This window comes from Streptomyces sp. NPDC033845 (assembly GCF_055576225.1).
The window spans coordinates 535,189-547,824 of sequence record NZ_JBVIRI010000002.1; the positions used below are offsets into that span (position 1 = coordinate 535,189).

Sequence of the window (12,636 nt, forward strand, 5' to 3'; positions counted from 1 at the left end):
CGGGCCGGGTGGCCCGGCCTGGTGTCCCGTATCTGGTAGAACACCCGGCATGACGGGTTTCGAGATCCATGAGGCCGGCACCGCCGACCTGGAACTGTTCCGCTCCTGGGCCGAGGACGAGGGCTGGAACCCGGGGGAGGGCGACCGGTACGCGTTCGCCGTGGCCGATCCGTCCGGCTTCCTGCTCGGCCGGCTCGACGGCGAGCCGGTGGCCTGCGTCTCCGCCGTCCGCTACGGCACCTCCTTCGGATTCATCGGCTTCTACATCGTCCGTCCCGGGTTCCGTGGCCGGGGGTACGGGATCCGGCTGTGGGAAGCCGGGACCCGCCGGCTGGAAGGCCGGCTGACCGGACTCGACGGGGTGGTCGACCAGCAGGCCAACTACCGCAGGTCCGGTTTCCTTCCGGCCTGGACGAACATCCGCTTCGAGGGGGTCCCCGAAGGGGCCGGCTCCGGCTCCCGCTCCGGGGAGGGGGCCGGGGAGGCTTCCGGAACGGAAGCCGGAGCCGGAGTCGAGTGGGTCGACGCGGCGGGGCTGCCGACGGCCGCCCTCGCCGCCTACGACCGGCGGTTCTTCCCCGAGCGGCGGGACTCCTTCCTCGCCGCCTGGACCGGACTGCCCGGCCGCACCGCCCTGGCGGCCGTCCGGGACGGCCGGATCGAGGGGCTCGGGGTGATCCGGCCGGCCGTCGGCGCGCACCGGGTCGGCCCGCTGTACGCCGACCGGCCCGCCGTCGCCGCCGGCCTGGTGCGGGCGCTGGCGGCCGCGGCCGGGGCCGGGGTGGCGGGCGCCGCGGCGGACGGTCGTCCCGGCGGGGCGGTGCGGATCGCCCTGGACGTACCGGACGCCAACCCGGCGGCGGTGGCCCTGGCGGCCGAACTCGGCCTGGAGCCCGCCTTCGAGACGGCCCGGATGTACACGGGCCCGGCTCCCGCCGTCGACCTGGCGGGGCTGTACGGGGTGACCAGCCTGGAACTCGGCTGATCCTCAGAAGCCGAACACGGTTCCGCTGCCGTTGCGCATCAGGCACCGGTTGGCGAAGGTGTGGTCGAAGACCACCCGCTGTCCCTGCCACACCCCGGTCGCGCTGACCGTCACCGGGTCCCACTCGCGGGTGCAGGCCAGCTCCGAGCCGCCCCCGGTGATGGATTCGAACGCGCCCTGCTCGGCACGTAATTCGGCGCAGGCCCCGGTGGCGTCCGGGTGCGTGCCGGTCGGCCCGGGCATACAGGACAGGGTGACCGCGCGCAGCACCGTGCCGCTCGCCGGGTCCTCCCCGGCGGTGACCGAGAGCACCAGCGCGGACGGGGCGTAGAGGCTCTCCGTCCCGGCGGGCGCCGCGCCGGCCGTGCCGGACCCGGCGAGCGCGGCGGCCGCGGTGAGCGCCATGGCGGCGGACGAGAATGCCAGACTGCGGACGATGGATCGCATTGCGAACACTCCTCGGTTCGTCGTGCCGGATAACGGACACGAGTCTTGCTCACCTTCGGCGCGGTCGCTGCCTCCTGGTACCAATTCACGTCACGTTTCGTGACCGCATGTGTGCAGAGTGCGGCGACGGCGGGTCCGCCACCTGCGGCGCAGCGGCCCGGGGATTAGGCCGAAGCCCACCGGGCCGCCGTCCCGCGCGGCTATCGGGAGAGGCTCCGCGGGTCCTTCCGGGGGTCGTCCCGGGGACCTTGCGAAGGGCTCTGCGCGAGGCCCTCCGGGGTGCTGCCGGGTCCGCTGTCCGGCCCGTTGTCCGGTCCGCTGTCCTGGCGGGGCACGAACACCGGTGACTCCGACTGGTAGAAGAGGTCGATGTCGGCCTCCTCGCCGCCGACGATCAGGGTGTCCCAGGCCCCGCTCTCCCGCAGGGTGCGCAGGGTGGCGGGGGCGACCGAGGCCAGGTGGGAGCGGAGTTCCGCGTCGCCGGGCAGCCCCGGCAGCCGGGATCCCAGCCGGTCGCGGATCCCGGCCATCCGCTCCAGCAGCGCTTCCAGGTCGTCGCCCGTCAGGTCGTCGACCGCCGGGCCGCCGCCCGCCGGAGCGCCGCCCACCGGGCCGGCCGGCCGCACCCCGGCCGGTTCCGCGCCGCGCGCGATGATGTCCTTGATGGCCCGGGTGACCCCCTGCTCGTCGGTGGTCACCATGGCGTTCCAGGCCCGGCTCTTGTGCCGGTATTGGAGCATGGACATCGCCGCCTCGTGCCGGATGAAGTCGGCGTCCCGAAGCGGCTTCCCCCGCCAGGCCCGGCTCAGCGAGCGGGCCAGCGAAGTCGCCGAGGCGAGACCGCTGTTGAGTCCGCGGCCGGGCCAGAAGTGGATGGCGTTGGCCGCGTCGCCCAGCAGGAAGCCGTAGGTGCCGGGAGTGCCCGCGGTCGGGCGGTGCAACTGTGCGGTGAACCGGGGGCGCTGCACCATGTCCAGGCGGAACGAGGTGATCGCCGACAGGTCCTCCTCGGCCACCCCGAACAGCCGCAGGCCCTGCCGGATCTCCTTCCACAGCGGCGAGCCGCGCAGCAGGGCGGGCAGGAACAGGGTGCCGTGGGTGGGACAGCGGAACTCGTGGTCCTCCTCCTGCCGGCTCATCAGACAGGGCCGGGCGGCGATGCACTCCTCGAAGACCTGGCGCACCGGGTCGATCCCGATGACGTTCCGGGTCTCCTCCCGGGTCAGCCGCATGTTCAGGAAGCCCTCGCCGCGCAGCGAGTTGAGCAGGAAGCGGTTCTGCGACACGGTGAGCAGCACGCTCATCGGGTCCGGCAGCCGTGACTTCACCCGGAGCCCCAGGACCACGTCCTGGAGGTGCTCGCCGTCCAGGGAGTAGATCGAGGAGTCGGCGGTGCCGAAGCGGTCGGCGTAGTGCTCGCGGGTGCGGGAGCGGCCGCCCTCGCAGACCGCCAGGACATGGCTGCGGGCGATCAGCTCCTGCCGTTCCGCCGGGTCGAAGCGCTCGGGGACCAGCCGGATCGCGGGCCGGCGGCCGGCCAGTTCCAGCAGCCGGTCCTCGATGTGGGCGATCCGGATGTTGCGGGGCGGCCGGCCGTCGACCGAGTCCGGGCCCACGGGCCACATCTCCGAGTAGGCGCCGGAGTCCTCGAAGAGCGCGCCGAGCACCTCCTCGGACAGGGCGAGGTACTGCCGGCTCTGGACGGTCACCACCTGCTGGCGGCGGAAGTTGCCCTGGGTCTCGTCCTTCCAGACGACGGTGCGGCCCTTCCGGGTCCAGCGCCCGTCGTAGAGGGTGATGGCGGTCCGCCCGGGCAGCATCTCGTCGAGGGCCAGGGCGAAGGCGAGGCCCACCGGGCCGCCGCCGCTGACGGTGACCCGCAGGGTGCCGGGGTCGGTGGCGCTCACCCGGGGGAGGTCCAGCAGGGAGAGGTCCATGACCGTCTCCATGGCGTCCTGCGCCTCGTACAGGAAGGTCTCGTCACCGATCCGGATGCGGTCGTTCGGCCGCAGGACGTGCCGGGTGACCCGCTGGTCGTTGACGTACGTGCCGTTGCGGCTCTCCCGGTCGTAGAGCACGAACCCGGCTTCCTCCGTGAGGATCTCGGCATGCAGCCGGGAGGCGCTGGGGCTGACGATCACGATGCTGTTGTCGCTCTTGCGCCCGAAGCTGAGGGGCTCGCTGCCCAGAACCACGCTCTGTCCGGTGAACGGACCCGTGCGCCCGACGATGACCGATGGCACTCCACACCCCTTGGAAATCAGCCTGCTTGACGACCCGTACGTGAGCGACACGTCGGGGAGAAGGTGTTCGGTTCAATCTCTTCCCCGAAAAGTTTCCGAACGTGCTGAACCGGGGGCCCGATCCGTACGTGATGTTCGCGTCGGCCGGCGACGAGAGGGAGACACGCCCCCATGTACGACGAGGAGTCCGAGACCGTGACCGAGATCGCGCCCGCACCGGGCCCGCCGGGCGGTGAGCGGCTGATCGCCGGCCGCTACCGGCTGCTGTCCCGCCTCGGCGAAGGAGGCATGGGCACCGTGTGGCGGGCCCGGGACGAGACCCTGCACCGGGAGGTCGCCGTCAAGGAGGTGCGGGCCCCGGCGGGCCTGCGGGACGCGGACATCGCCCGGATGTACGGCCGGCTGGAGCGGGAGGCGTGGGCGGCGGCCCGGATCCCGGACCGGAACGTGGTCACCGTCCACGACGTGGTGACGGAGGACGGACGGCCGTGGATCGTGATGGAACTGGTCCGCGGCCGGTCGCTGGCCGAACTCCTGCGGGACGAGGGCCCGCTCACCCCCCGGCGGGCCGCGCGGGTCGGCGCCGAGGTGCTGGGCGCCCTGCGGGCCGCGCACGCCGTCGGGGTGGAGCACCGCGACGTCAAACCGGGGAACGTGCTGGTCGCCGAGGACGGGCGGGTGGTGCTCGGTGACTTCGGCATCGCCGTGGTCGAGGGCGGCACCGCGCTGACCCTGACCGGCGAGGTCGTCGGCTCGCCCGAGTACCTGCCGCCGGAGCGGGCGCTGGGCCGCCCCTCGGGACCCGAGTCGGACCTGTGGTCCCTGGGCGTCCTGCTGTACGCGGCGGTGGAGGGCAGCTCCCCGTTCCGGCAGGACACCGCGCTGAGCACCCTGCGGGCGGTGGTGGACGAGGAGCCGCCGGTGCCGGTCCGGGCCGGGCCGCTCGCCCCGGTGATCGCCGGGCTGCTCCGCAAGGAGCCGGGCGAGCGCACGCCCGCCGCCGAGCTGGCGGAGGCGCTGCGGGACATCGCCGACGGGCCCGGCACCACGGCCGCCGCGGGCCCGGCCCTGCCGTCCCCGGCGGCCGTCCGGGCCCCGGCCGCCGCCCCGGTCCCGGGCTTGCCGGATACCGAGGCCGCCGGCCCGGTCCCGTCGGTGCCGACCGTCACCGTGGCCGCGCCGGCCGCCGCCCCGGTGCCGCCGGCCACCGAGACGGCGCCCGTGGTGGCGGCCCCTGGGGTCCCCGCGACGGCCTCCGCGGCGGTTCCCGCCGCACCGCGCCGCAGGCGCCGTATCGCGGGCCTGGTGGCGGCCGGGGCGGGCTTCTGCGTGCTGGCGGCGGGCGGGCTGGCCCTCGTACTGGGCGACCGGGACGGTGACGGCGGTGGCGCCGGGGCCGGGACCGGGGCCCTTGCCGGGACGGGGGTCCGGGTGTCGGTGGCGGGGGAGCACACCCGCTACACCGGCGGCTGCCCGACCTCGCAGGCCCTGGCCCCGGCCTTCACGGCCACCTTCACCGCGCCGGAACCGACCCTGGTCTCCTACCGCTGGGTGTCCGGCGACGGCTCGGTGGTGGATCCGCGGTGGCGGACCCTGTCGGTCGGCGGCGAGGGCGACCCGCCGGCCCGGGACACCGTACGGCTGACCGCCTACGCCAGGACCGGCACCCTCACCACCGGCATGGCGGTGGAACTCCAGAGCCCGGTCCGGGCCCTCTCCGACCCGGTGCCCTTCTCGATCACCTGCACCGGCTGAACCCGCCGGACGCGGCGGACCCGCCGGACCCGCTGGACGCGCCGGACGCGCCGGCCGCGGCCGCTCCGGCTAGCCGAGCTGGGTCAGACGCGGTGCGTACAGGTCCATCAGCCGGGTCCGGGTCTGGTGCAGGCGGGCGGCCAGCACCCGGCCCACCCAGTGGCCGACGGCCGATCCGAAGGCCGGATCGGCGTCCATCAGCATCCGGACGCTCGGCCCGTCGAACTCGTACGCCCGCACCGGGGTCATCGCCTCCGCGCCGAGCTGCCAGACGTACGGCGGGAACAGCCAGGACCAGCCCACCAGCTCGCCGGGGCCGAGGCTCTCGATGGCCGCGGGCCGGCGGCCGGGCACCGGCAGCTCCAGGGTGACGGTGCCGGAGCGGACGATCCAGAAGGAGTCGGCCCGGGACCCCTCGTCGAAGATCCGCGCGCCCTCGCGGAAGTTCACTTCACGGGCCTGGCTCATCAGCCGTCCGCGGTGCTCGGTGGACAGGACGGCGGCGATGCGTATGGGGGAAGGTGTGCTCACGACGGCCTCCGATCAGGGCCCCCCGTATCTCCAGTGTCCGCTGTCGGCCGGAAGAAACCCTTCCGAGGCCGGGATCAGTCCTCGGTCTGCGCCTCCAGACAGGCCAGCTCCATGGAATCCAGTACCGCCTCGTGGCTGCGCCGGCTGAGCTCGGCCACGTTCTCGATCTGTGCGGTGGCCCAGGCGGACAGGGTCATGACCAGGACCCGCAGACCGTCCGTGCCGTGTTCCGCGAGCACCTCGTCGGCCAGCCGCATGGCCCCCTCGGGCACCCGCTCGGGCGGCTCCAGTCCGACCAGGTCGCGCAGCAGCCCTATGGTCCGGCAGGAGATCTCCGGTGTGATCCGGGCCAGCCGGAGGTCCTCTTCGTCTTCCATCGCCGCCGCTCCGCCCCGTCTCCCGTGCCCGCCGTTGCCCTCCCCGCACGGTAGAGCCCGGCAGGCCGGCAGGGGGCCGATTCGCCCAAGCTCCCCGGCCCCGGGCGGGTTCCCTCGTCGACAACCGGACGGTAACTTGTCGCCGCCAGGCCTCCGTTGAGACCTCCGACCCCCCCCAGGTGTGTGATGAAGACCCTCCGTGGCGTCCTCGCGCTGTGCGCGCTGCTCCTCGCCCTCGCCCCACCGGCCGCGGGCAGTCCCGGCCCCGCCCCCGGGGCCCCGGCGGCGCCCGGCCCGGCGGCCGGGGCGGCCGCCTCCTGGGCGCCGCCGCTGTCCACCCGGGGCCGCTGGATCGTCGACGCGCGCGGCGAGCGGTTCCGGCTGCGGTCGGGGAACTGGGACGGCGCCCAGGGCTCGTGGAACGGCTCCGGCGACCGTGCCGACCCCGCGAACCACCACAGCGGCCAGCCCTCCCACGACATCCCGCTCGGGCTGGACCGGGTGCCGCTGCCCGCCCTGCTGGCCGACTTCCGGGCCCTGGGCCTGAACAGCGTCCGGCTGCCGTTCTCCAACGAGATGCTGCGGGCCACCGCCCCGGTGCCGGACGCGGCCGTGGCCGCCAACCCGGCGCTGCGCGGCAAGACCCCGCTCCAGGTCTTCGACGCGGTGATCACCGCGCTGACCGCCGCCGACTTCGCCGTGATCCTCAACAACCACACCGTCACCAGCCGTTGGTGCTGCGGACTGGACGGCAACGAGCGCTGGAACAGCAGCGGCCAGAGCACCGCCCGCTGGGCCGACGACTGGGTGTTCCTCGCCCGCCGCTACCGCGACAACCCCCGGGTGGTCGGCGCCGACCTCTACAACGAGGTCCGCCGCGACTTCCTCGACGACCCCAACTGGGGCCTCGGCGACAACCACGACTGGTACACCGCCGCCCAGGAGGCCGCCGACCGGATCCTCACCGAGGCCAACCCGAACCTGCTGATCGTCGTCGAGGGCATCAACTGGACCGGGATCCCCGCCGACGGCCTGCCGCACGGCCGCCCCGTCCTCACCCCCGTCCGGAACCTGTCCCACACCCTCGCGGTCTCCGGCAAGCTGGTCTACTCCGCGCACTTCTACGGCTACACCGGCCCGAACCACAGCGGCGCCACCGGCATGGGCGAGACCCATGACCCCCGCTACCAGGACCTCACCGCCGAGCAGCTCCGCCAGGTCCTCCGCGACCAGGCCTTCTACGTGTCCGGGGAACCCGGCAACCACTTCACCGCTCCCGTCTGGATCAGCGAGTTCGGGATCGGCGCCGACGAGCGGAACACCTCCCCGCGGACCTGGTTCGGCCGGCTCACCGATAACCTCACCGCCACCGACGCGGACTTCGCCTACTGGCCGCTGGTGGGCTGGAACCCCGGGGACAGCTGGGCCCTGCTCCGCTACGACACCACCGGCCGGCGCACCGGCGTCCTGGACCCGGAGGACTGGCGCACCCCGGCCTGGACCGGGCTCACCGGGGCCGCCGGCCGCACCGGCCCGGTGCCGGTCACCCCGTCCTGGCACATGCTCACCACCGATCACCGGGACCACAACGCCTCGCTGCTCACCCGGGCGGGCGGGGACTGGGACAGCGGGGCCCGCAAGGCGGTCTGCCCGGACGGGTCCGCGCTGGCCGGGCTCAGCCACACCCGGGGCCGCGGTCTGTGCCTGGACTCCGCGCTGCGGGCGGCGGCCGGGGCGCACACCGTGGTCCGGGACGAGGCCCATGTGCCGCCGGGCGGGGACTGGGCCGGGGGCTACACCAAGCTCCAGTGCCCCGCGAACGGGTTCCTGATCGGCTACAGCCTGCGCGGCGAACGGGTCTCCGCCGCCCTGTGCGCGCCGGCCGCCGCCGCGCTGCCCGCCACCGGCGGCCGTACGGTCTGGTTCGACCGGGGCGACGCCCGGCCGGCCGGGAACCCCGGCGGCGACTTCGCCCACGGCCACTACAAGGGCCAGTGCCGGACCGACGAGTACGCCGCCGGGATCGCCTTCACCACCCGGTTCGCCGCCCGCCCCTCCCCGGCGGCCCTGCTCTGCCGCTCGCTGCCCACCGGCTGAACGCACCCGCCCGAGGCCCGTGGCCGATTCTGATCGGCCGCGGGCCGGGTGTGGCCGGAAGGGGCCGGGCCGGGCCGGAAGGCACCGTTTCGCATCCGATGTGCCAAGTCGGGTGCCACGGCGGGTGAAACCTCCTAAAGTGCGCCCGTACGCGTGCCATGTGTACGACAATCGCATCGCTCTGGGGGGTTCATGCGCCGTTCCCTGCGTAGATCCAGATGGCTGACAACCGCTCTCGTACTCGCCCTGGCCGGCACCGGTGCCGGGCTGGGCCTCCACGCCGCCCCGAAGGCCGCGGCCCTCACCCCGCCGGTGGCCTTCACCGCCGACGCGCTGCCCACCTGGCAGCCCAACGGGGTCGTCTGGGCCCTCGCCGAGACCGCCGGCACGGTCTTCGCCGGCGGCACCTTCTCCACCGTCCGCCCGCCCACCGGCGGTTCCGGGAGCGAGCAGCAGGCGGTGAACTTCGCCGCCCTCGACGCCGCCACCGGCGCCCCGACCTCCTGCAAGCTGTCCTTCACCATCGGCAGCGGCACCGCCACGGTCCGCGCCCTGGCCCTCTCGCCCGACCAGCAGACCCTCTACGCCGGCGGCTACTTCGGCGCCGTCAACGGCGTCCCGGTCAGCAGCCTGGCCGCCATCGACGTGCCGAGCTGCACCGTGAAGACCGGATTCCGGCCCGCCTTCGCCGCGACCGTCCGGGCGCTGGCCGTCACCGAGGACACCGTCTACGCGGGCGGCGACTTCCTCACCGTAGCCGGGCAGTCCCGGCAGCGGTTCGCGGCCGTCGACCGCACCAACGGCGCGCTGCTCCCCTTCACCGCCGACGCCGACGAGCCCGGCCGCGCCGTCGAGGTCACCCCCGACGGCAGCAAGGTGCTGCTGGGCGGCGACTTCTTCACCGTCAACGGCACCGCCAGCCACGCCCTGGCGGTGGCCGACGCCACCACCGGAGCCGTCACCAAGAGCTATCCCGGGTTCATCCACGACAACTCGGTGGTCAAGGACATCGCCACCGACGACGCCGGTTTCTACACGGCCAACGAGGGTACGGGCGGCGGGGTCTTCGACGGCCGCATCGCCCTGAACCTGGCCGACTTCAACCAGCGCTGGCGGGACACCTGCCTGGGCGCCACCCAGGCCGTGCTGCCCTTCCAGGAGGTGCTCTACAGCGCCTCGCACGCCCACGACTGCTCCAGCGTCGGGGAGTTCCCCGACGGCCAGCGCCACCACCTGCTCGCCCAGCCCACCACCGGCACCGGAAAGCTCGGCTGGGCCCCCGACACCAACGACGGCATCGGCGAGGGCATCGGCCCCCGGGTGATGGCCGTCGGCGCCAAGGCCGGGGTGCGGTACCTGTGGGTGGGCGGCGAGTTCACCACCGTCAACGGCGCCGGGCAGCAGAGCCTCACCCGGTTCGCCTCCACCGGCGACACCGGCGCCCCCACCACACCCGTGGCCGGCGCCGTCAGCTTCGCGCCCGGCCAGGTCCAGGTCCGCTGGCGGACCAGCCTGGACCTGGACGACAGCCTGCTCACCTACCGGATCTACCGCAACGGCTCGGCCACCCCGATCGGCACCGTCGCCGCCGAATCGCTGTTCTTCCGCCGCCCGCAGGCCTCCTGGAACGACACCACGGCCGTGCCCGGCCAGTCGTACACCTACCGGGTGACGGCCACCGACGGGGCCGGCAACACCAGCGCCCTGTCCGCCGCCGCGGCCGTCACCGTCCCGGTCACCCCGGACGCCTACCCGAGCCAGGTGCGGGCCGACGGCGCCCAGCTCTACTGGCGCTGGGACGAGTCCGCGGTCCCGTTCGTCGCGGACTCCTCCGACGGCGGGAACGCCGCCGGGGTGCACGACAACGCGCCCGCCCTGCGGCAGACCCCCGCGGCGGTGACCGGGCCGAGCACCGCCATCGGCTTCAACGGCACGGACTCCAAGGTGTACGGGGACCGGCGGACCACCGTCGGCTCCGCGTACACCCTGGAGACCTGGGTGAGGACCGGCACCACCCGTGGCGGCAAGCTGCTCGGTTTCGGCAACAACCAGGAGCGCTCCAGCAACCAGTACGACAAGCACCTGTACATGACCAACGACGGCCGGATCGTGTTCGGCGTCTACACCGGCTCCGCCCGCACCATCACCAGCGGCGGCCCCGAGCGCTACAACGACAACGTCTGGCACCACGTCGTCGCCACCCAGGGCCCCGGCGGGATGACCCTCTACGTGGACGGGGTGCAGAAGGGCACCCTGAACGTCACCACCCACGAGAACTTCGCCGGCTACTGGCGGGTCGGCGGCGACAACCTCGGCAGCTGGCCGAACCGCCCCACCAGCGACTACCTCGCCGGACAACTGGACGAGACGGCCGTGTACCCGACGGTGCTGTCGGCCGCGCAGATCCAGCAGCACTTCACCCTGGCGACCGCCCCGGCCGCCACCGTCACCGAGGTCACCGCGACCGAGGACACGTACGTCAACGCGGGCGCCCCGGGCACCAACTACGGCACCTCCAGCTCCCTCGCCGTCCGCGGCAGCTCCTACTACGGCTCCTACCTGCGCTTCGACCTGCCCGCCGCACCGTCCGGGACGGTGCTGAAGGCCGCCACGCTGAGCGTGAAGACCAGCACCCAGGCCGGGGCCGGCACCACGGACACGGTGTCGGTGCTGCCGGTCACCGGGGCGTGGACGGAGACGGGCACCACCTTCACCAACCGCCCCGCCCTCGGCGCCCCGGCGCTGGGCACCTTCGCCGGGATCCCGGACGGCTCCTCGGTGCACACCACCGCCCTGGACACCGCCACGGTGGCCGGCGCCCTGGGCGGCTCGTACGCCCTGGCGCTGACCAGTCCCGGCACGGACGCGCTGTGGCTGTGGGCCTCGGAGGCCGCGGCCGGGGAGGGGACGCCGAAGCTGACCCTCACCTTCGGCCCGTGACCGGGCAGCGGCCCTGACCGGCCCGGGCCGACAGGACTGACCGGCCGGCCCGACCTGCTCAGTCGGACCGTCCGGCCCGGCCGTCCGGCCCGGTTCGGCCAGTCGGCCTGGTCAGTCGGCTCGGTCGGTCCGGCCGGTCGGTCAGGCCCGGCCGGTCGGACCGGTCCGGCCGGGTCAGGTGGCGCGGCCGGGCTCCGGTCGGTCCCCGGCCTGCCGGAGGCCGGCCTGCCGGGCCACCAGGTACGGGTCGATGCCCAGCCGCCGCCAGCGCAGCCGCAGCAGCAGCGGCCGGCGGCGGACGTCCCGGTCCGGACGGGCCAGGGCGTGCTCCACCGCCTCGGCGAGCAGGGTCCGGGCGGTCCGGTTCCACGGGTCCGCCTCCCAGCGGGGCCGCGGCCCGGCCGCCCGGTAGCCGGCCCGCCGCAGCACCAGTACGGCCCGCTCCGCCCAGGCGGCGCGGGCCGTCTCCGTGTCCAGCCGGGCCCGCCAGTCGCCGAGGGCGTCCCGCCGCTCCAGCAGCCGCCGGTAGGCGGCCTCCTCGGCGGGCGGCTCCGCCGACCCCCCGGCGGGCGGCTCGCCCAGCGCCAGCCGGGCCCGTTCCGCCAGTGCCTCGCGGACCCCGTCGGCGAGGCGGGCCGGACCGACCCGCCGGGCCGGCCACTGGCTGAGCGGTATCCGCAGCGAGCCCGGCCCGCGCCGGCCCGCCCAGACGAGCCGCAGGCTGGTCGGCCCGTCCTGGCCGCGCCCGCCCGGCGGGGCGTACGCCACCGACACCAGGTCGTCCAGGCGCAGGGTGCGGGTCCGCAGCCAGGGCACCGGCAGCAGCCGCCGGGTGACCCTCAGGCGGTGCCCGTCGAACCGCAGCCGCCACCGGAGGGTCCGCGCGCGCAGCGGGCGCGCGGGCGGCTCACCGGGATCGCGGGGAGTGACGGACATGGTCCAGGACCTGCCGGAGCAGGGCGGTGACATGGTCGTCGTGGAGCTCGTAGACCACGCTGCGGCCCTCCCGGCGGCCGCTGACCAGCCCGAGGTGGCGGAGCAGCCGCAGATGGTTGGAGACGGTGGGCTGGCCGAGGGAGAGGTCGGCGGCGAGTTCGCCGACCGGGCAGGGGGAGTCCAGCAGCCGGGCGAGGATCCGCACCCGGGCGGGCGCGGCCAGCCCCTGCATGACCTCCGCGACGGCCTCGGCGTCCGCCTCCGAGAGGGTGTCCATGTCCGGCAGCCTAACGCCCGCCCTATTCATTCACATATTTGAACATGC

General features: G+C 74.6%; 10 protein-coding genes. 4 read left to right on the forward strand and 6 right to left on the reverse strand.

What is annotated here, in order from left to right; genetic code table 11:
• The first annotated feature begins 49 nt into the window (after positions 1 to 49).
• Entirely contained in the window at positions 50 to 985 is a 936-nt protein-coding gene (locus ACZ50K_RS06480) for a GNAT family N-acetyltransferase (protein ID WP_468898157.1), read from the forward strand.
• A gap of 3 nt (positions 986 to 988) precedes the next feature.
• On the opposite strand, the gene ACZ50K_RS06485 is transcribed toward ACZ50K_RS06480, so the two are convergent.
• Both ACZ50K_RS06485 and ACZ50K_RS06490 read right to left on the reverse strand, forming a co-directional pair.
• A complete protein-coding gene (locus tag ACZ50K_RS06485; protein ID WP_468898159.1) occupies positions 989 to 1,432 on the reverse strand; it encodes a subtilase-type protease inhibitor in 444 nt (147 codons plus the stop codon).
• A 200-nt stretch (positions 1,433 to 1,632) separates the two neighbouring features.
• On the reverse strand, positions 1,633 to 3,675 hold the full coding sequence (locus ACZ50K_RS06490; RefSeq protein WP_468898161.1) for an FHA domain-containing protein: 2,043 nt from the start codon (positions 3,673 to 3,675) through the stop codon (positions 1,633 to 1,635).
• A gap of 171 nt (positions 3,676 to 3,846) precedes the next feature.
• On the opposite strand from ACZ50K_RS06490, the gene ACZ50K_RS06495 reads away from it, so the two are divergent.
• A complete protein-coding gene (locus tag ACZ50K_RS06495; RefSeq protein ID WP_468898163.1) occupies positions 3,847 to 5,430 on the forward strand; it encodes a serine/threonine-protein kinase in 1,584 nt (527 codons plus the stop codon).
• 69 nt (positions 5,431 to 5,499) lie between these two features.
• Here the strand turns inward: ACZ50K_RS06495 and ACZ50K_RS06500 are convergent, their stop codons facing one another.
• Together ACZ50K_RS06500 and ACZ50K_RS06505 are read right to left on the reverse strand one after the other, a co-directional pair.
• Complete coding sequence (locus ACZ50K_RS06500) at positions 5,500 to 5,961, reverse strand: Crp/Fnr family transcriptional regulator (protein WP_468898165.1); 462 nt, start codon at positions 5,959 to 5,961, stop codon at positions 5,500 to 5,502.
• Between the two features lie 74 nt (positions 5,962 to 6,035).
• Positions 6,036 to 6,338: a hypothetical protein gene (locus ACZ50K_RS06505; RefSeq protein ID WP_468898167.1), complete on the reverse strand. Its 303-nt coding sequence runs from the start codon at positions 6,336 to 6,338 to the stop codon at positions 6,036 to 6,038.
• 186 nt (positions 6,339 to 6,524) lie between these two features.
• On the opposite strand from ACZ50K_RS06505, the gene ACZ50K_RS06510 reads away from it, so the two are divergent.
• On the forward strand, positions 6,525 to 8,435 hold the full coding sequence (locus ACZ50K_RS06510) for a cellulase family glycosylhydrolase (protein WP_468898169.1): 1,911 nt from the start codon (positions 6,525 to 6,527) through the stop codon (positions 8,433 to 8,435).
• A gap of 192 nt (positions 8,436 to 8,627) precedes the next feature.
• A complete protein-coding gene (locus ACZ50K_RS06515) occupies positions 8,628 to 11,375 on the forward strand; it encodes a DNRLRE domain-containing protein (RefSeq protein WP_468898171.1) in 2,748 nt (915 codons plus the stop codon).
• A gap of 174 nt (positions 11,376 to 11,549) precedes the next feature.
• Here the strand turns inward: ACZ50K_RS06515 and ACZ50K_RS06520 are convergent, their stop codons facing one another.
• Together ACZ50K_RS06520 and ACZ50K_RS06525 are read right to left on the reverse strand one after the other, a co-directional pair.
• Positions 11,550 to 12,311, reverse strand: coding sequence for a hypothetical protein (locus tag ACZ50K_RS06520; RefSeq protein ID WP_468898173.1), 762 nt, complete (start codon positions 12,309 to 12,311; stop codon positions 11,550 to 11,552).
• Positions 12,283 to 12,588, reverse strand: a complete 306-nt coding sequence (locus tag ACZ50K_RS06525) for an ArsR/SmtB family transcription factor (protein WP_468898175.1) — start codon at positions 12,586 to 12,588, stop codon at positions 12,283 to 12,285. Before ACZ50K_RS06525 ends, ACZ50K_RS06520 begins: the two co-directional genes overlap by 29 nt.
• Positions 12,589 to 12,636 lie beyond the last annotated feature (48 nt).